The 19,481-nt window shown below is 61.5% G+C and carries 14 protein-coding genes and 1 tRNA gene; 10 read left to right on the plus strand and 5 right to left on the minus strand.

All coding sequences use genetic code 11. The features are described 5' to 3' along the window. Positions 1 to 49 precede the first annotated feature (49 nt). On the minus strand, positions 50 to 2,137 hold the full coding sequence (locus HX803_RS00720; RefSeq protein ID WP_178918514.1) for a TonB-dependent siderophore receptor: 2,088 nt from the start codon (positions 2,135 to 2,137) through the stop codon (positions 50 to 52). Positions 2,138 to 2,549: 412 nt separating this feature from the next. On the opposite strand from HX803_RS00720, the gene HX803_RS00725 reads away from it, so the two are divergent. Next, entirely contained in the window at positions 2,550 to 3,845 is a 1,296-nt protein-coding gene (locus HX803_RS00725; protein WP_178918515.1) for an OprD family porin, read from the plus strand. Between the two features lie 164 nt (positions 3,846 to 4,009). Here HX803_RS00725 and HX803_RS00730 read toward each other — a convergent pair whose 3' ends face one another. Further along, on the minus strand, positions 4,010 to 4,213 hold the full coding sequence (locus HX803_RS00730) for a hypothetical protein (protein WP_176997040.1): 204 nt from the start codon (positions 4,211 to 4,213) through the stop codon (positions 4,010 to 4,012). Between the two features lie 233 nt (positions 4,214 to 4,446). Between HX803_RS00730 and HX803_RS00735 the strand changes: the two genes are divergently transcribed. Together HX803_RS00735 and HX803_RS00740 are read left to right on the plus strand one after the other, a co-directional pair. Next, positions 4,447 to 4,668 (plus strand): 4-oxalocrotonate tautomerase family protein, encoded by a 222-nt coding sequence (locus HX803_RS00735; RefSeq protein WP_176997326.1) that lies wholly within the window; start codon positions 4,447 to 4,449, stop codon positions 4,666 to 4,668. Then, entirely contained in the window at positions 4,665 to 5,366 is a 702-nt protein-coding gene (locus HX803_RS00740; RefSeq protein WP_178918516.1) for an SDR family NAD(P)-dependent oxidoreductase, read from the plus strand. Before HX803_RS00735 ends, HX803_RS00740 begins: the two co-directional genes overlap by 4 nt. Here the strand turns inward: HX803_RS00740 and HX803_RS00745 are convergent. After that, entirely contained in the window at positions 5,360 to 6,268 is a 909-nt protein-coding gene (locus HX803_RS00745) for an AraC family transcriptional regulator (protein WP_178918517.1), read from the minus strand. The genes HX803_RS00740 and HX803_RS00745 overlap by 7 nt on opposite strands. A gap of 121 nt (positions 6,269 to 6,389) precedes the next feature. Here HX803_RS00745 and HX803_RS00750 point away from each other — a divergent pair, with 121 nt between their 5' ends. Then, complete coding sequence (locus tag HX803_RS00750; RefSeq protein ID WP_178918518.1) at positions 6,390 to 6,875, plus strand: hypothetical protein; 486 nt, start codon at positions 6,390 to 6,392, stop codon at positions 6,873 to 6,875. 466 nt (positions 6,876 to 7,341) lie between these two features. On the opposite strand, the gene HX803_RS00755 is transcribed toward HX803_RS00750, so the two are convergent. Further along, positions 7,342 to 7,417, minus strand: a tRNA-Thr gene (locus HX803_RS00755). A 185-nt stretch (positions 7,418 to 7,602) separates the two neighbouring features. Here HX803_RS00755 and HX803_RS00760 point away from each other — a divergent pair. After that, a complete protein-coding gene (locus HX803_RS00760) occupies positions 7,603 to 8,013 on the plus strand; it encodes a hypothetical protein (protein WP_178918519.1) in 411 nt (136 codons plus the stop codon). 50 nt (positions 8,014 to 8,063) lie between these two features. Here the strand turns inward: HX803_RS00760 and HX803_RS00765 are convergent, their stop codons facing one another. Next, positions 8,064 to 8,288, minus strand: a complete 225-nt coding sequence (locus tag HX803_RS00765; protein WP_178918520.1) for a DUF2790 domain-containing protein — start codon at positions 8,286 to 8,288, stop codon at positions 8,064 to 8,066. Positions 8,289 to 8,873: 585 nt separating this feature from the next. Between HX803_RS00765 and bcsQ the strand changes: the two genes are divergently transcribed. From bcsQ to HX803_RS00790, 5 genes are read left to right on the plus strand one after another with little or no spacing between them, the layout of a single operon-like run. Continuing rightward, on the plus strand, positions 8,874 to 9,926 hold the full coding sequence (gene bcsQ, locus HX803_RS00770; protein WP_372339881.1) for a cellulose biosynthesis protein BcsQ: 1,053 nt from the start codon (positions 8,874 to 8,876) through the stop codon (positions 9,924 to 9,926). After that, complete coding sequence (gene bcsA / locus HX803_RS00775) at positions 9,923 to 12,142, plus strand: UDP-forming cellulose synthase catalytic subunit (protein WP_178918521.1); 2,220 nt, start codon at positions 9,923 to 9,925, stop codon at positions 12,140 to 12,142. The genes bcsQ and bcsA overlap by 4 nt, the downstream gene beginning before the upstream one ends. Next, positions 12,139 to 14,412, plus strand: coding sequence for a cellulose biosynthesis cyclic di-GMP-binding regulatory protein BcsB (gene bcsB / locus HX803_RS00780; RefSeq protein ID WP_178918522.1), 2,274 nt, complete (start codon positions 12,139 to 12,141; stop codon positions 14,410 to 14,412). Before bcsA ends, bcsB begins: the two co-directional genes overlap by 4 nt. Beyond that, positions 14,409 to 15,605 carry a cellulose synthase complex periplasmic endoglucanase BcsZ gene (gene bcsZ / locus HX803_RS00785; RefSeq protein WP_178918523.1) on the plus strand — a complete coding sequence of 399 codons (1,197 nt, stop codon included), beginning with the start codon at positions 14,409 to 14,411 and terminating at the stop codon, positions 15,603 to 15,605. Before bcsB ends, bcsZ begins: the two co-directional genes overlap by 4 nt. Further along, on the plus strand, positions 15,587 to 19,477 hold the full coding sequence (locus tag HX803_RS00790; protein ID WP_178918524.1) for a cellulose biosynthesis protein BcsC: 3,891 nt from the start codon (positions 15,587 to 15,589) through the stop codon (positions 19,475 to 19,477). Before bcsZ ends, HX803_RS00790 begins: the two co-directional genes overlap by 19 nt. The last annotated feature ends 4 nt before the right edge of the window (positions 19,478 to 19,481 follow it).

The following is a 19,481-nucleotide window of genomic DNA, read 5'->3' on the forward strand; positions in this document are numbered from 1 at the left end:
CTGAAAATGTGGGAGCGGGCTTGCTCCCACATTTCGTTTTGTTATCGGCTTAGAAGCTGTAGGTGCCTGTCACCACCAGGCTGCGCGGTTCACCCGGCTGGATCTGCGCCACGCTGGTCGCCGAGGCGTAGTAGTTTTTGTCGGCAATATTGTTGAGCGCCGCACGCACGTCCCATTCCTTCTGGCGCAAGCCGACCAACGCATCCCAACGGCCATAACCCGGCAACACCACGGTGTTGAGGTTGTCGGCATAACGGTCGCCCACCAGGGTCAGGCCGGTTTCGGCGTACCAGCCCATCTCCGGTTTCCAGGTGAGGAACAGGCTGCCATTGCGCTTGGCCACATCGCTGACGCGCTTGCCTTCAAAGCCGTTGTTGTCCTTCTCGACCTTGGCGTCCTGCAGGCCGATGCCGCCGCGCACGTACCAGTTGCCGACGATCTTTCCGGTGGCCGTCAGCTCCACGCCGCGTGAGCGCTGCAGGCCGCTGAGCAGGGTGATGGTGCGGTCCAGCGGGTCACTGGTGCGACGGTTGTAGAGTTCCAGTTCGTACACCGCCAGGGTGGTGCTCAGGCGATCGTCGAGCCAGTCGCTCTTGACCCCGATTTCCTTTTGCTTGGTCAGTTCGGGGCTCAGGTCGTTGACGCTGCCGGCGGCGTTCGGCGTGATGCCGATCAAGCCGCCGCCTGCTGGCGAGAAGGTCTTGCTCCACGAGGCATAGAACGAGTGATGCTCCATCGGCGTCCACACCACCCCGACGCGCGGGCTGGTGCTGTGGCTTTCGACGGCTTGCCGGGTGTTGAGAATCCTGTTGGTGGTGTCCACTTCGAAGTGGTCGTAACGCAGGCCACCCAGCAATTGCCATTGGTCATTGAGGCGCAGCTGGTCCTGCACATACAGCGCACGGCTTTCGACTTCGGTGTGGTTGTTGCTGGAAACACTCATGCGCCCGGTATGGCGCAGGTTGCGGTTGGGGTTGTTGAGGTCCAGGCTCGGCACGGCCTGCCGACCGGGGCCGCTGGTAGCGGCGGTATACAGTTTCGGGTCGCGGCGCTGGCTGCCCAGCTCAAGGCCGGTGAGCAAGCGATGCTCCAGGCCGTAGGTGTCGAAGCCGCCTTCCAGTTCAAGGTTGTTGAACACGTTGCGGGTGTTCAGGTCCTGCTGCCAGTGTTGGCGGGTAACCTGGTTGGTCGCGGCGGTGTAGCCGGTCTGGTAGGTGTTGTCGAAGTCGCTGTTGAGTTTGAACACGCCCAGGGTATGGCGCAGTTGCCAGTTGCTGTTCAGCTCGTAGGCGAGCTTGGAGCGCAGGGACTGGGATTTGTCGTCGATGTAGTCGTGGTTGTCGAAGTAGGTGGTGCTGCGGCTTACATCCGCCGGCCGGCCGTTGACCCCGGGAATGCCACGGTCGGGCGTACGGTTGTAGCGGCTGTATTCGTATTGCACCAGCCAGTTCAGGTCGGGCGTGAGCTGCCAACTCATGGACGGCGCGAACAACTGGCGGTTACCACTGACGGCATCGCGGAAGCTGTTGTTGTCCTGGTTGCCCATGTTCAGGCGCAGGCTGATGTTTTCGGTGGGGTCGGTGCTGAGGTCGGCGTACAGGCTGCGCAAATCATCGCTGCCGCCCTGGGCTTCGATACTCGATTTGTGCCCGGCCTGGGGCAGCTTGCTCACACGGTTGACGATCCCTCCCTGGCCGCCTCGCCCGTAAAGCACCGCGGCAGGCCCCTTGAGCACTTCGATGCGCTCGATGTTGTGCAGGTCGCGCACGTATTGGCTGTCGTCTCGAATACCGTCGAGGTAGAAGTCATTGCTGGCGTCAAAACCGCGGATGCGCAGGCTGTCGAAACGGGTGTCGGCGCCGCTGCTCACGTTGGGAATGCCGCTCAACGCCTGGCCCAGGTCATTGGTGCCGTAGGAACGCAGGCTTTCGGGTTTCACCGAATCGATGGCCTGGGGCACATACCGTACCGAAGTGGCGGTGCGGGTAGCGGTGCTGGTTTCCCTGACGCGTGGGTCGTCTTCGTCAGCTTCTGCGCTGACTGAAGTTTCAGGCAAGACCGTGGTCGCACAGGCAAAACCGGCAGACAGCAAAACAGAAAGCCCCAGGGTGATGGGCGTCAGGCGATAGGCAGGCATGAAGGCATGTATCCAGAAAGTTTGGGAGGGAAAAATGCGCGCGAATGGTAATGCTTTGCATTTGCGCACGTTATCCATTGCCAAACGTATCGCCTGGAAAATATGTTACTTCATGTGTTTTTTAGGGGTATTGAAGGGATTTTCAGACTTTCAGCGAAGTGCCGTAGGACGTTGCTTAGAATTATTTCGCCTAAATACAGACGATTCACGAAATTGACACATAGTTCAACGCGCGCATAGGATTGCGCCCAACGCCTGTGGCTAACCGCCATGACTCATCCAATAAAAAAAGGCCCGCGGCAGTTCAGTCGTCCGCGGGCCTTCTTTTTTCTGGAAAAAGTCGACACCAGAAAAGCAACACGGAGCCTGGTGTCACAGCGCGTACTCAACCAGTAATAAGGAATACAAGAAAATGTTGAAGCAACGGATGGGTCTGATCGCTCTGGGGATTTTGAGCGCTACTCAGGCAATGGCCAACGACCAGGAGCAATCCAAGGGTTTTGTTGAAGACGGCCACCTGAACATCGCAGCACGCAATGCCTACATCAGCCGTGACTACAAGAACGGCAAGCAAGACAAAGCCGAATGGGGCCAGGGTTTCATCGGCAAGTTCGAGTCCGGCTTCACCCAAGGCACCGTTGGTGTGGGTGTGGACGCCATCGGCCAATACGCTATCCGTCTGGACGGTGGCAAAGGTCGCAGCGGCGCGGGCGGCATCAACTTCTTCAAGCAGGGCGACAGCGGCGAAGCCGCCCGTGACCTGTCCAAAGGCGGCGCTGCCGTGAAGTTCCGCGTCTCCAACACTGTGCTCAAGTACGGTGATCAGTTCCCGGCCGTGCCGGTGCTGGAATACGACAACTCCCGCCTGCTGTCCGAAACCTACACCGGTACTTCGATCGTTTCCAAAGAGATCGCTGGCCTGCAGCTGGACGCCGGTCACTTCACCAAGGAAGCCCAGAAAGCGGCTGAAGGCACCGACAGCGGCCGCCTGAAAAGCATCGACTACATCGGTGGTAGCTACAAATTCACCGAAAGCCTGTCGGCTGCCCTGTACGCTTCCGACATGGAAGACGTGCTGAAGAAGCAATACGTCAACGTCAACTACGTGCTGGCCCTGCCAGAGAAGCAATCGTTGACCTTTGACTTCAACGGCTACAAAACCAAGCTGGACAAGAGCTTCGCCCAGCTGACCCAAGGTGACGCTGACGCCCGCGACAACAAGATCTGGAGCCTGGGCGCTACCTGGGCTGTCGGCCCGCACAGCTTCACCGTGGCCCACCAGCGCAGCACCGGTGACACCGGTTACCTGTACGGCGGCTACCGCAACAACACCAAGGACAGCGGCATCGGCGACGGTGGCAACACCATCCTGCTGGCCAACTCCTACTGGTCTGACTTCAACGGCAAGGACGAGCGCTCCTGGCAAGCGGGCTACGGCCTGGACTTCAGCGCCTTCGGCGTGCCTGGCCTGACCTACAACATCGCCTACGTGCGCGGCACCAACATTGACGACGGTTCCAACCGCGGCAGCGGCACCGAGCGTGAAATCTTCAACCAGTTCAAATACGTCGTTCAGAGCGGCCCGGCCAAAGACCTGAGCCTGCGTGCTCGTGCGTCGTGGTTGCGCGTCTCCAACAACGCCAGCAACTACAACGTAGGTGGTAACGAACTGCGTCTGTTCGCTGACTACCCGATCAACGTGTTCTGATTGATCGCGCGTTACGCCTGATCCAAGGCGATAAAAACCCCGACTGGTTCGGGGTTTTTTTATGCCTGGCGGTTTTGCACAGAAAACCAGCCAGGCGAGGGCGCAAAAAAGGCGGGAACCTGCATGCGAAGCAAGCAGCGCCCAGGCGCTGCCCGCCCGTCACATCAGTTTTGCGGACGCTGTTTGGTGGCGTCCAGCTCGGCTTTTTTGGCCGTGCTGATTTCGGTGATCTTTGCCGACTTCTCGATCGCCATGTTGAACGTGGCTTCCATCTTGGCAATCGCCGAATCGGCGTTGTTGGTGCTGCCGGTCCCGCTGGTGGCCGGTGGCTTGCTGCCGCCGCCGCAGGAAGGAGGAACGCACGACATTGGAGCTCCTTGCATCGTCAGGATGCGCGTTAAGGGTTGGAGGGGAACACCAGGCGATGCTACTTAGCCAGTATCGCGGGCGGGTGTGAAATCTTGTGGAACTGGCGTGAACACTTGTTACACCGCATCACTAATGAAGTACTCCGCGCCACCTTTATCCCTCAATGGCGCAAGCCTAAATTGGCCCCACTGCCGGCCCATCATCCCGATGCCCGGCCACTGGAGCCTCTGCCATGCCCTTTGTCAGCCTGCGCATTACCCGTGATGGCGTCACCCCGGAGCAAAAAGCCCAGGTCATCGCCGAGTTCACCGAAACCCTCGAACGCGTCCTGCACAAACGCCCGGACCTGACCCACATCGTCATCGAAGAAGTCGACACCGATAACTGGGGCTACGCCGGCATCACCACCACCGAATACCGCAAATCCCAAGCCTCTTCTGGAGAAGCATCATGAGCAAAGTCGTCATCATTACCGGCGCCTCCCAAGGCATCGGCGCCGCAGTGGTCCAGGCCTACCGCGCCCTCGATTACCGCGTGGTCGCCACCTCGCGTTCGATCCAGCCGTCCACCGACCCGAACATTCTTACCGTGGCCGGCGATATCGCTGACCCCGCCACCGCCCAGCGCGTGGTCCGCGAAGCCCTGGCCACCTTCGGGCGTATCGACAGCCTGATCAACAACGCCGGCATCTTCATCGCCAAACCGTTTACCGCCTACACCCCGGAGGACTACGCCAACGTCCTCGCGGTGAACCTCAACGGCTTCTTCTATATCACCCAGCTCGCCATCGCTGAGATGGAAAAGAACCGCACCGGCCATGTGGTCAACGTCACCACCAGCCTTGCCGACCACGCCATCGACGGCGTGCCTTCGGTACTCGCCAACCTCACCAAAGGCGGGTTGAACTCGGCAACCAAATCACTGGCGATTGAATACGCCAAGCGCGGCATCCGCGTGAATGCCGTAAGCCCGGGCATCATCAAGACGCCTATGCATGGCGAGGAAACCCACGCCGCGCTGGGGCAATTGCATCCGGTGGGGCATATGGGTGAAGTGAGTGATATCGCCCAGGCCATCCTCTACCTGGAGAACGCAGCGTTTGTTACCGGCGAGATCCTCCACGTGGACGGCGGGCAAAGCGCCGGTCACTGATCCACACGCCCGGCCTGGTTCGGCCGGGCGTTGTCCTCCCGTGGCGAGCGGCCAAAGAAGGCTTTGTAGGCCCGACTGAAAGCCGCTTCCGACTCATAGCCCACCGCGAAACCCACCTCGCCGATTCGACTGTCGTGCTGCGACAACAGGGTCTTCGCCAGGGTCAGCCGCCACTCATTCTGATAGCGCAACGGCGAACGCCCGATCAATGAACTGAAGCGCTCACAGAAATTGGAGCGCGACATACCTGCCAGTTCAGCCAGCGCATCAATGCGCCACTGCTGCCCCGGTGTCGCATGAATGGCCCTCAGCGCCCGGGCGATACGCGCATCCGACAACCCACCCAGCCATCCCGACGCGGCGCCCTGATGCACCCAGGTGCGCAAAATGCGGATCACCACCAGATCGATCAGGCGCGAAATCATCAACGCACCGCCCGGCTGCGTGTCATGGGCTTCGAGCAACATGAAATGCAAAATCCCTTCCGACCACGGCGCGGCGTCGGCGTGACGAAGAAGGATCAGCCGGGGCAGGGCGAACAGCATCGCCTGGAAACTGCTCGCGTCGAACCAGAACCGACAGATCACCAGCGTCGCCGGCCCGTCGACCGCCGTGATCGTGATGCCCGTGGGGTCATGGGGCAGCAGAATGATGTCGCCCTGCTCAAGCATCGTGGTGGGCTGACCAGCGCCCTCTAGAAGCAACCGACCTTGCTGAAGCACACCGATGTGCGCGCTCTTCTCATCCAGCTCAAGGCACTGCGCCTCCACCAGCGCAGTGGAATACACCCGATCGCCCGTCAGACGAATCTGCGCCAGCACCTGGGACAGCAAATCCCCCTTGGCCAGCCCCTCCAACTGCATTTCCGGATGAATGATCAAATTTTCGAGGGGATTCGTCATGTCGGTTCCACCACGCTTTCACTAAGCTGAGCCCAAGATCATAGCGCGCTGGGCCAAGCAGAACGCAACCGCCACACATCAGCCGTTTATGCCTATCGTCCAATTAAACGAGAACCCCACCATGTTCGGAATCTCCGCCCTCGGCTGGCTACACACCCTCGGCAGCCTGCCGGCCATTCCACTGGCCGCCTACATGTTCATCCGCCACGGCCGCATCGTCCCCCGTTCGACACCGGGTGTGCTCTACCTGGCATCCATGCTGATCGGTGGTTTCACGGTGTTTTTGGTCGCGAAGCAACCGGTCAGCAACGCGATTGGCGTCATCACGATTGCGCTGCTGCTGGCGGGGTATGGCGTGGGATATGTCAGCTGGTTGGGTAAGGCGCGGGCGTATCTGGAAACGATCTTCCTGAGCCTGACCGCGTTTTTCCTCATGGTGCCGACCGTTTCGGAGACGTTGCGCAGAGTGCCGGATGGGCATCCGTTTGTGACGGATCTGCAGTCGCCGGTGTTGATAGGGGCGCAGGGGGGGATTGCGTTGGCGCTGGTGGTTGGGGTGACGGCGCAGATGGTTTACCTGCGCAGGCGAGGTGGGCGGTTTGCCTGACACCAAAAGAGCGCCCCAGCCTTCACAGGCTGGGGCGCTTTTCTGTGGGAGCCGGGCTTGCCCGCGATGGCGCCGGCTCAGTCACTGCATCAACAGCCTATTACAGGGCGATGTCAGGCGACTCCAATACCTTCACCACATCGTCAAGCACGGCCCTGCCAACTCCTGCCAATAATCCAAGCGTGTAGCGCCATAAAATGCGTGACCGTGAGTGGTCGTCAGTTCATTCACGTGTTCTTCGTGAGAGCGAGTGCCAATAAATAGAAAGTCGCCCGGCGTAGTGGGGCGTGAATTTATCGCGTCTTCGGCGGCTTTGAACGCCTGGATTGGGTGAGGCAACAGCGAAGGGAGAAAAGAGAGGGTGGGCTGCACGATAGGGAAAACAAGGCGTGGACGTTTTGTGGACGCTCACCCAAACCCCAGAAACAACAAAGCCCCTGCATTTCTGCAGGGGCTTCGTCTTATATGGTGCCGGCACCAGGAGTCGAACCCGGGACCTACTGATTACAAGTCAGTTGCTCTACCAACTGAGCTATACCGGCGTGTTAGGGCGACGATTATAGCGATTGGCAGGCTTCTGTAAACCCCTGAATTCTGACTATTTTTACAAAACCCACGCTTTTCTCCCTCGCGCTCCTTTTTCCTACAGGCAAGGTTAGGATGCCTACCGCGCCTCAGAGCCTTCAGCGCCAGCGCGCAACCCATCCAAATCAAAAGGACGCCCCACGTGAAACGGACGCTATGCCTGTCTCTCCTCCTGCTAACCGCCGCCCTCAGCGGCTGCTCGTCTAATAAGCCTGCCAACGACCCCACCCTGGTGGGCACGTGGAAAGGCCTGCGCACGCAGACCGACAAATGCCAGTTCCTCTCGTGGACCAACAACCTGCGGTCCGACGGGCGTTTCACCATTACTTTCTTCCGCGATGCGCAGCAGACGCAGGTGATCCAGACGGAGCAGGGCAGTTGGTCGGCGGCCAATGGCAAGAATGAGGTGCGCACCGACGGTGTGCGCACGCCGGATCTGTACACCTATAAGCTGGTGGACCCGGACACGGTGCATTACGTGAGTGTGTCGGCGAGCCCGAGTGGGGACTGCCAAGAAGACTATGCGTTTACCGAGCACCGCATTCGCGGCTGACTCACCGTCGCGCTAAAAACGGGCACCGCTGTGCCCGGTTGGTGCATGCCTCAGTTCCCGTCCCCGCAGTTATCCGTGAATTTCTTGTAGGCCAGCACCTGGGTCTGGCCTTTCGAGTCCAGGTAGGTCATCCGTGCATCCACCACGCCGCAGCCTGCGCGGGTGTCTTCGGTGGTGGACAGTACGCGCTGGATATCGGGCTTTGGCTTCATGTCGGCATGTGCGTTTACGGCAAAAGCCAGCAGGCTGACGGCGATCAAGGTGTTCCAGTTCATGGTGGGTATCCTCCGGGTTCAATAAGGGTGTGGGCTTATTGAAAGCCGGGGAGGTATCTGGCCTGTGTCAGGCGGCGCGGGTTTTGCTTCGTTGTGTATAGGGGGTAAGCCTGCATACACAGAGATACACGGGCCGTGGCTTTGCCGAGGATTTTGGGTCGACCGCTCAGCCGGTTTTCCCTTGAATCCGGGTGAGGTTTCCGTATTCTGTTGCGCGATATAAACCGTCGGTTTAATCGCGGTTTCATGTAGGCAAATTTTCGAGACAGTGTAGGGCAACCGAATATTTGTTGATGGGTGTGTCAGTTATGCGCCGTTCTTGTCCGCCTGGGCAGCAATGTTTGCGGAAAAGTAGCGCAACTTCATGTTCTCTAAGTGAATGCATTTTTCGCCGTCAAACTGTCATAAAAATGGCGACATGCCGTTCGTCGGATTAAATTGAACTAAAAGCATCAAAATACTGACACCATCAATGTGATATCACAGAATGCGCCCCACACCACATAACTAGAAGAATTCAAGGTCAGCACATCGCTGACCTTTTTATCGCCTTTAAAGCGCAAACCGGGTGGGGAGGGGCAGTGAGTGAGTCGGGCAGATGACATTTCAAAACTATTCAACAAGCTGGGTGCCAACCCGAATGGTTACCGCGAGATCAACGTTGTCCACGAGTACCTCGAGGACGATGTAGAGGTCCTGGAAAGCCCGGTAGTCGTTGAAACGCCCCCGGTGATAGAAGTGCCCCCGGTCATGGAGGCGCCTTCCGCTCCCTTGCTGCGTTTGCTCGAAGAACTGAACCACGGCGAAGCCGACCACCTGCACCCGCCCGAAGTGGTGGAGGGCCGGGACGGCGAGGTGTATTCGGAGCTTTCCAGCCCGACCGTCGTGGTGGTGGTCTCGATCAAAGGCGGCGTTGGTCGCAGCACGCTGGCGGCAGCGATTGCCAGCGGCTTGCAGCGCCAGGGTCGCCCGGCACTCGCCCTGGACCTGGACCCGCAAGATGCCCTGCGTCATCACTTGTGCCTGGGCCTGGACATGCCGGGCGTCGGCGCCACCAGCCTGCTCAATGAAGGTTGGGAAGCGCTGCCCGAGCGTGGTTTTGCCGGCTGCCGCCTGGTGGCATTCGGCAGCACCGACCACACCCAACAGCAGAGCCTGAACCGCTGGCTCGGCCAGGATGCCGAGTGGCTGAACAAACGTCTGGACAGCCTCAAGCTGAACGGCCAGGACACGGTGATCATCGACGTCCCGGCCGGCAATTCGGTGTACCTGAGCCAGGCCCTGTCGGTGGCGGATCTCGTGTTGGTGGCCGTACAGCCCGACGTGGCGTCGTTCAGCACCCTGGCGCAGGTAGACAGCCTGCTCGCACCGGCCCTGGCGCGCGAAACACCGCCACAACGCTGCTACGTGATCAACCAGTTGGACGCCGCGCACCGCTTCAGCCTGGACATGGTCGAGGTGTTCAAGACGCGCCTGGGCGATGCCCTGCTGGGTACCGTGCACCGCGATCCTTCCTTCAGCGAAGCCCAGGCCTACGGGCGTGACCCCCTCGACCCTACCGTCAACAGTATCGGCTGCCAGGACGTCCACGCCCTGTGCCGCGCCTTGCTCGAACGCATCGACTCGGACCTTCCATGACCGACACTACGTCCTCCACGCCCTTCGTCGAAGGGCGCGCTGAACAGCGCCTAAATGGCGCCATTGCGCGCTTCAATCGCTGGCCGGCGGCGCTGCGTACGGTACTGGTTGTCACCAGTGGCGTGCTCGGCGCCCTGCTGTTGATGAGCATCATCGCTGCACCGCTGGACCTCTACAGCCAGTTCCTGTTTGCCGGCGTGTGCTTCCTGGCGGTGCTGGTATTGCGCAAGATCCCGGGGCGCCTGGCGATCCTGGCGCTGGTGGTGCTGTCGCTGGTGGCGTCGCTGCGCTACATCTTCTGGCGACTCACCTCCACCCTCGGGTTTGAAACCTGGGTCGACATGTTCTTCGGCTACGGCCTGGTGGCGGCCGAGTTCTACGCCATGGTCGTGCTGATCTTCGGCTACGTGCAAACCGCCTGGCCCCTGCGCCGCCAGCCCGTGTGGCTCAAGACCGAGCCGGAAGAATGGCCGACGGTCGACGTGTTCATCCCCACCTATAACGAAGCCCTGAGCATCGTCAAACTGACCATCTTCGCCGCCCAGGCGATGGACTGGCCAAAAGACAAGCTGCGCGTCCACGTGCTGGACGACGGCCGTCGCGACGACTTCCGCGACTTCTGCCGCAAGATCGGCGTCAACTACATCCGCCGCGACAACAACTTCCACGCCAAGGCCGGTAACCTCAACGAAGCCTTGAAGGTCACCGACGGCGAATACGTCGCCCTGTTCGACGCCGACCACGTGCCGACGCGCTCCTTCCTGCAAGTCAGCCTGGGCTGGTTCCTGAAAGACCCGAAGCTGGCGATGCTGCAAACGCCACACTTCTTCTTCTCGCCGGACCCGTTCGAGAAGAACCTCGACACCTTCCGCGCCGTACCCAACGAAGGCGAGCTGTTTTACGGCCTGGTGCAGGACGGCAACGACCTGTGGAACGCCACCTTCTTCTGCGGCTCCTGCGCGGTGATCCGCCGTAAGCCCCTGCTGGAAATCGGCGGCGTGGCCGTCGAGACCGTAACCGAAGATGCCCACACGGCGCTCAAGCTCAACCGCCTGGGCTACAACACTGCTTACTTGGCCATCCCGCAAGCCGCGGGCCTGGCCACCGAAAGCCTGTCGCGCCACATCAACCAGCGGATTCGCTGGGCGCGGGGCATGGCGCAGATTTTCCGTACCGACAACCCGCTGCTGGGCAAAGGCCTGAAGTGGGGCCAGCGCATCTGCTACGCCAACGCCATGCTGCACTTCTTCTATGGGTTGCCGCGCCTGGTGTTTCTCACCGCGCCGCTGGCTTACCTGGTGTTCGGTGCCGAGATCTTCCACGCCTCGGCCCTGATGATCGTGGCCTACGTGTTGCCGCACTTGGTGCATTCCAGCCTGACCAACTCACGGATCCAGGGGCGTTTCCGCCACTCGTTCTGGAACGAGGTGTACGAGACGGTACTGGCCTGGTACATCCTGCCGCCGGTGCTGGTGGCGCTGGTCAACCCCAAGGCCGGTGGCTTCAACGTTACCGACAAGGGCGGCATCATCGACAAGCAGTTCTTCGACTGGAAACTGGCGCGCCCCTACCTGGTGTTGCTGGTGGTGAACCTGGTGGGCCTGGGCTTTGGTGTGCATCAACTGGTGTACGGCGCGGAAAACACCGCCGTCACCGTCGCCATCAACATGACCTGGACCCTCTACAACCTGATCATCACCAGCGCCGCCGTGGCCGTGGCCTCCGAGACGCGCCAAGTGCGTTCCGAGCCGCGTGTGAGTGCGAAGCTGCCAGTGAGTGTGATCTGTTCCGACGGTCGCGTGCTTCACGGGATCACCCAGGACTTCTCTCAGAACGGCTTCGGCCTGATCCTCGATGATGGCCACTCCATTGTCCAAGGCGAACGGGTGCAGTTGGTGTTGGCGCGCAACGGTCAGGACAACCTGTTTCAGGCACGGGTGGCGTTCAGCAAAGGTACCCAGATTGGTGCGCAGTTCGAGTCATTGAGCCTGCGCGAGCAAAGCGAACTGGTGCGCCTGACGTTCTCACGTGCCGACACCTGGGCCGCCAGCTGGGGTGCCGGCCAACCCGATACGCCGCTGGCCGCCTTGCGCGAAGTCGGCGGTATCGGCATCGGTGGTCTGTTCACGTTGTGCCGCGCCACCCTGCATGAATTACGTATGGCCCTGCGCCGCACGCCCTCACAACCGCTTGATACGCTGATGGACAAGCCATGACCTTCACACCTCTTTTCGCGCGCGCCCCTTCGCGTGCCGCACGCGCGTTGATGATCGCTTCGCTGCTGGGCCTGAGCCCGCTGCTGCAGGCGGCCGACAAAGCAGCGATTGCCCCCGTTGCCGCGCAAGGTGCCGAGAACGGCTACAGCCTTACGCTCAAGCAATTGGGCCGTCGCGACACCATGAACTTGCAGGGTGTAGAGTCGTCCGACAGCGTCAACTTCGACATCCGCGCCGACCAGGTGGTGACAGGCGCCCAACTGTTGCTCAACTACAGCTATTCGCCGGCGTTGCTGGCGGACCTCTCGCAGATCAACGTGCTGGTCAACGACGAAGTCGCCGCCAGCCTGCCGTTGCCCAAAGAGGGTGCCGGCACGGCGCAACAGGCCGTGGTACAGATTCCGCCGCACCTGATCACCGAGTTCAACCGCCTGCGGTTGCAGTTCATCGGTCACTACAGCATGTCCTGTGAAGACCCGCTGCACAGCAGCCTGTGGGCGAAAATCAGCAACACCAGCGAACTGAAAGTGCAGGTTTCGTCGATCCAGTTGAAAGATGATCTGTCGGTGTTGCCGCTGCCGTTCTTCGACAAGCGCGATGCCCGCCAGGTCAACCTGCCGTTCGTGTTCGCCACCGCGCCGGATAACGCCACCCTGGAAGCGGCGGCCACGCTGTCTTCGTGGTTCGGCGCAATGGCCAGCTACCGTGGCGCTACGTTCCCTACGGCCTACGGCACGATTCCGGCCAAGGGCAATGCCATTGTGCTGGTGCTCAGCCCCAACGCCGTCGATGTCAATGGCGTGAAAGTGGCGCAAGCCACCGGGCCGACCCTCAACCTGATCGCCAACCCTAATGACCCTCAGGGCAAATTGCTGATCGTGTCGGGCCGCGACGGCGCCGAACTCAAGCGCGCAGCGACCGCTGTGGCGTTGGGCAGCCCGGTGCTCGCTGGCAACAGCGTGGTGATCGACAAACTCGAAAGCCTGGCACCGCGCCGTCCTTATGACGCACCGAACTGGGTGCCCAGTGATCGCCCGGTGCGTCTGGGTGAACTGGTCGAGTTGAAAAAACTCAGTGTCTCGGGCTACAACCCGGGCGCCATCAACGTGGATTTCCGCCTGCCGCCTGACCTGTTCAACTGGCGTGAAGAAGGTGTGCCGCTGCACCTCAAATACCGCTACACGCCGCAGCAGGTGTCGACCAATTCGTCGCTGCTGGTGGGCCTGGATGACCAGTTCATGAAGTCCATGCCGCTGCCGTCGATCACCAACCTGGCGGATGGCAAGACCCTGTTGAGCATGATGCAAAAGGACAACACGCTGCCGCGCGAAGCCACTGTGCTGCTGCCGATCAGCTCCGCGTCGCCGATGTCCAAGCTGCAACTGCGCTTTATGTACGACTACATCAAGGAAGGCGAATGCCGGGACATCATCGTCGACAACATGCGCGGCGCGATCGATCCGGATTCGAGCCTGGACATCAGCGGCTACCAGCACTTCATCGCCATGCCTAACCTGGGTGTGTTCAATGACGCAGGTTTCCCGTTCACCCGCCTGGCGGACCTGTCCGAATCGGCCGTGGTGCTGCCTGACACCTTTGGCACCGACGAGCTGAGCGCGTACCTGACCATCCTGGGCCGCTTCGGCGAGTCCACCGGTTATCCGGCGACAGCCGTCAAAGTGGTGCAAGCCAAGGACGTGCAAAGCGTTGCCGATAAAGACCTGCTGGTCATCGCCACCGGTGCCGACCAGCCGTTGTTCAAGCAGTGGCAGCAATACCTGCCGGCGACCGCCGACGGCCCGCAACAGCACTTCAAGCTGTCCGACCTGCCGCGCTACGTCAGTACCTGGATCAGCCCGGATGCCGAAGCCAACAAGCACGCGGCCAACGCGGCCATCAGCTTCAACAGCTTGAGCACCAGCACCTGGTTTGCCGGTTTCGAATCGCCGCTCAAGGCCGGGCGCAGCGTGGTGCTGATCTCCAGCACCAAGCCCGCAGGCTTGCAAGCTGCGACCGCCGTACTGATTGGCGGCGACCAATACAAAGACACCATCCAGGGCAGCCTGGCGGTGGTGCAAGGCACGCAGGTCGACTCATTGGTGGCTGACCAGCAGTACTACGTCGGCAAACTGGGCCTGTTCAAGTCGGTGCAATGGCAACTGTCGCAGAACCTGGGGTGGATGCTTTTGTTCACCTTCCTCGGCCTGGCGATTGTCTCCTGCCTGATTTACCTGTCCCTGCGTGCCCGTGCAAAACGGCGGTTGGCATGATGCGTCCAGCCGCTTGGGTTGTGGTGGGCGCCGCGATGTGTGCGGGGGCTGCCCAGGCCCAGACGTGTGACGCGCAATGGCCGCTGTGGCAGAACTACGCCACGCGCTTTGTGCAGGAAGACGGGCGGGTGCTGAACTCGTCCCTGAACCCCAGCGAGAGCAATTCCGAAGGCCAGTCCTACGCCATGTTCTTTGCCCTGGTGGGCAACGACCGGGCGCGGTTCGACAAGCTGTGGACCTGGACCAAGTCCAACATGGCCGGCAATGACATCAGCCACAACCTGTTCGCTTGGCTGTGGGGTAAGAACAAGGACGGCGAGTGGGGCGTGATCGACGCCAACTCCGCCAGCGATGCCGACCTGTGGATCGCCTATTCGCTGCTCGAAGCGGCGCGTATCTGGAACGTGCCGCAATACCGCGCCGATGCGCAGTTGGTGTTGGCCAATGTGGAAAAAACCCTGATCGTGCGTGTACCGGGCCTGGGCAAGATGCTGTTGCCGGGGCCGGTGGGCTATGCCTATCCGGGTGGTTTGTGGCGCTTCAACCCCAGCTATCAAGTGTTGGCGCAATTGCGTCGCTTCAATAAAGAGCGCCCGAACGGCGGCTGGAATGAAGTCGCCGACAGCAACGCGAAGATGCTGGCCGACCCGCACAGCAACCCCCATGGCTTTGCCGCCAACTGGGTGGGCTACCGCGCCACCAGCGCCACTGCCGGCGTGTTTGTGGTCGATCCGTACTCCGACGACTTGGGCAGCTACGATGCCATCCGCGCCTACCTGTGGGCCGGAATGAGCGCCAAGAGCGACCCACTCGCCGCGCCGATGCTCAAGGCCTTGGGCGGGCTGTCGCGGGCGACGGCGGCGTCGGCTAATGGCCTGCCGCCGGAGAAGGTCCATGTGCTTACCGGTGAAGTCGAGAAGAACAATGGCTACTCGCCGCTGGGGTTCTCGGCGTCGGCCATGGTGTTCTTCCAGGCACGCGGCGAGACGGCCCTGGCGCAACTGCAAAAGCAGAAGCTCGACGACGTGCTGGGCAAGGCCATGGCACCCTCCGCACCCGATACCGCGCAGCCGGTTTATTACGACTACATGCTTAGCCTGTTCGGCAAAGGTTTTGCCGATCAAAAGTACCGTTTCGAACAAGACGGTACGGTCAAATTATTCTGGGAGGGCGCATGCGCCGCCACACGCTAGCCCTTGCGATTCTGGCCACCCTGGCGTCTAGCGCCAGCCTGGCTGCAACCAGCGACCCACAAGCCTTGCTGATCGAGCAGGGCAACTACTGGCAGTCGAAGAAGAACCCCGAGCGCGCCCTGGAAAGCTGGCAGAAACTGCTCAGCCTGAGCCCCGAGCAGCCGGACGCGCTGTACGGTATCGGCCTGATCCAGGTGCAACAGCAGCACCCGGAAGAGGCACAGAAATACCTGGCCCGCCTGCGTGCAATTTCGCCACTGCCGCGCCAGGCCTTGCAGCTTGAACAAGACATTACCGTCAACATTCCCGCCAACGCCAAGCTGCTGGAGCAGGCCCGTGAACTGGGTGAACCGGTGGAAGAGCGCGAGCAGGCGGTGGCGCTGTACCGCCAGATTTTCCAGGGGCGCCAGCCTCAGGGCTTGATCGCGCGTGAGTACTACAACGCCTTGGCGTTTACGCCCAAAGGCACGGCTGAAGGTATCGCCGGCCTGCAACGCGTCACACGTGAACGCCCGAATGATTCGATCGCCGCGTTGTTCCTGGCGCGGCACCTGGCGCGTAACCCGTCTTCGCGCGTCGAAGGTATTCGTGCGATGGAGCGCCTGTCGACCGACAACGACGTGGGCGGCGCCGCCGATGAAGGCTGGCGTTTTGCGCTGGTCTGGCTCGGCGCACCCAACCGTGATCAGGTGCCGTTGTTCCAGCAGTTCCTGGCTAAGCACCCGGACGATACTGAGATCCGTGCCCTGATGAACAAAGGCATTGCCCAAGGCAAGGGCGATGGCGGCTGGCAGCGTGATCCCAAGCTGGTCAAGGCGTTCAAGGCCCTCGACGAAGGCGACCTGAAAACCGCCGAACCGTTGCTGGCAGCGCGCCTGGCTGAAAAATCCAATGATGTGGATGCCCTCGGCGGCATGGGCGTGGTGCGCCAACAGCAGCAGCGTTTCAGCGAGGCGGAGAACTACCTCGGCCAAGCCACGCGCCTGCCCGGCGGTGCTGCCTGGCAAAAAGCCTTGAATGACGTGCGCTACTGGAGCCTGCTGAACCAGGCCCGTGACGCACAGAGCGCCGGCCGCAGCAGCCAGGCCCGTGACCTCGCCGCCCAGGCCGAACGCCTGAACCCCAGCAAGACCGACGCCACCATGGCCCTGGCCGGTTTCCAGGCGCAAGACAACCAGCTCGATGCCTCCGAAGCCAGCTACCGCAAAGTGCTGGCGCGCAACCCCAACGACCCGGATGCCCTGAGTGGCCTGATCGGTGTGTTGTCGCAATCCGGCCGGCCCGATGAGGCCTTGAAGCTGATCGACTCGCTGTCCGCGGCCGACCGTGGCAAGTTCTCTTCGAGTGCGAAGATCAAGGCCCTGCGCGCCACCCAGATGGGCAAGGTGGCCGATCAGCGCGGCGACTTGAAAGCCGCGCAGGCGGCTTACCAGCAAGCCCTCGACGCCGACCCGGAAAACCCCTGGACACGTTTCGCCCTGGCGCGCGTGTACCTGCGCGACGGGCAAATCCGCAACGCCCGTGCCCTGATCGATGGCCTGCTCAAAAGCCAGCCCAACCAGCCGGATGCGCTGTACACCAGCACCTTGCTCTCGGTTGAACTGGATGAGTGGAAAGCGGCGGACGCGACCCTGTCGCGCATTCCTGCCGCCCAGCGCACGCCGGACATGAATGAGCTGGCGAGTGACATCGCCCTGCATAAACAGACTGAGATCGCGATCGAGAGCGCCCGCCGTGGCCAACGCCCCGAAGCGTTGGCGCTGCTCGGGCGCAGCGCTTCCCTGGCCGGCAAGAAGCCCGAGCGCCTGGCGGTGCTGGCATCGGCTTACGTCGAAGTGGGCGCGCCGGAGGAAGGCTTGCAGATCATGCAAGGCGTGCTGGAAAAGACCTCGAACCCGACGCCAGACCAGAAGTTGCTCTACGCGGGTGTGCTGCTCAAGGCCAACCACTACACCGAAGCGGGCGACATCCTGCGCGACCTGCAGGGCCAGCCGCTGACCGACGCCGGGCGCCAGCGCTACGAAGACCTGATCTTCCAGTACCGCGTCAAGCAAGCCGATGCGCTGCGCGAAAAAAATGACCTGGTGGCGGCCTACGACATGCTCTCGCCGGCGCTGGTGCAGCGTCCTCACGACACCTCGGCGATCAGTGTGCTGGCGCGCATGTACGCCGATGGCGGCGATGGCAAGAAAGCCATGGCGCTGTACGAGCCGCTGGTGCAGCAGAACCCCAACAACGCTCGCCTGCAACTGGGCCTTGCGGGTATTGCCTTGAAGGGCGGTAATCGCAGCCTGGCCGAATCGGCCACCGACAAGGCCCTGCGCCTGGACCCGACCAGTGCCGAAACGCTGACCGCTGCCGGGCAGATCTATCAGGGGCTGGGCCGTAATGCCGAGGCGGCCGAGTTGCTGCGCCGCGCCCTGGCCATCGAGAGCGCCCAACGCGTCCAGGCGCGCTCGGCACTGGCTGATGCCCAGGGCGTGGCCTACAACCCCTTCGTCGGCTTGCCGGGCCAGCGTCGGCAGATCACTGACCTGGCCGTCGATCGCGGCGCCGTGCCGCCGCCCATCGATGCGCCGGCCAGTACGGTACCGGCGCCGGTGGCTGTGCCGGGGGCTGCGGTCCCTGCCAATGGTTTTGTAGCGTCGAACAAATTGAGCGACCCGTTTGTTCCGCCGACGCGTATTGCCGCGCTGGATAACCCGACGTTAAGCCCGGCGCGCCGTGCCCTCGATGGCCTGTTGCGGGATCGCAGCGGCTACCTGGTGCAGGGCCTGAGCGTGCGCAGTAACAACGGTGAAAGTGGCTTGAGCAAAATCACCGAAGTGGACACGCCGTTCGAAGCGCGCATGCCGGTGGGTGACTTGAACGTGGCGTTGCGTGCTACGCCGGTGAGCTTGAGTTCGGGTGCGGTCAAAGCCATTTCGGCTGCGCGTTTTGGCGCGGGTGCCGGCGAGGACAAAGCCAAGCGAGAAAACGGCGTCGGCCTGGCTGTTGCCGTTGAAGACCCGGCTCAAGGCGTCAAGGCTGATATCGGTGTGAGCCCGTTGGGCTTTACCTACAACACCGTGGTGGGTGGCGTGAGTGTGAATCGACCGTTCACCGAAGGCGGTAACCTGCGCTATGGCGTCAACGTTTCGCGGCGCCCGGTGACCGACAGCGTGACCTCGTTTGCCGGTTCGACTGCCAGGATTACTGACGCTGATGGCCAGGTCCACGAGAAGAAGTGGGGCGGCGTTACCGCCAACGGCGGACGTGCCGAGCTGAGCTACGACGACCAGGAAGTGGGCGCCTACGGCTATGCGTCGTTGCACCAGTTGCTGGGCAACAACGTTGAAGACAACACCCGTATGGAATTGGGCAGCGGCGTCTACTGGTACCTGCGCAACACGCCGACCGACACCCTCACACTGGGCGTCAGCGGCATGGCCATGGGTTTCAAGGACAACCAGGGTTTCTACACCTACGGGCAGGGCGGCTACTTCAGCCCGCAACGTTTCTTCTCCCTGGCCGTGCCGGTTCGCTGGGCACAGAGCTTCGACCGTTTCAGCTACGAGTTGAAAAGTTCGGTGGGCGTGCAGCATATCGCGCAAGATGGCGCCGATTACTTCCCGACGGACAGTCGCTTGCAAGCCAATGCGCCCACCCAGAAATACGACAGCAGCAGCAAGACCGGCATCGGCTACAGCCTCAACGCGGCTGCCGAATACCGCCTCAGCTCGCGCTTTTACCTGGGTGGCGAAGTCGGTGTCGACAACGCCCAGGATTATCGCCAGTACGTCGGCAACGCGTACCTGCGCTACCTGTTTGAAGACCTGAGTGGACCTATGCCGCTGCCGGTCAGCCCTTACCGTTCCCCGTATTCGAATTGATTGA

Origin of the sequence: Pseudomonas sp. P7548, assembly GCF_013386585.1 — a bacterium.
Taxonomy (GTDB): Bacteria; Pseudomonadota; Gammaproteobacteria; order Pseudomonadales; family Pseudomonadaceae; genus Aquipseudomonas.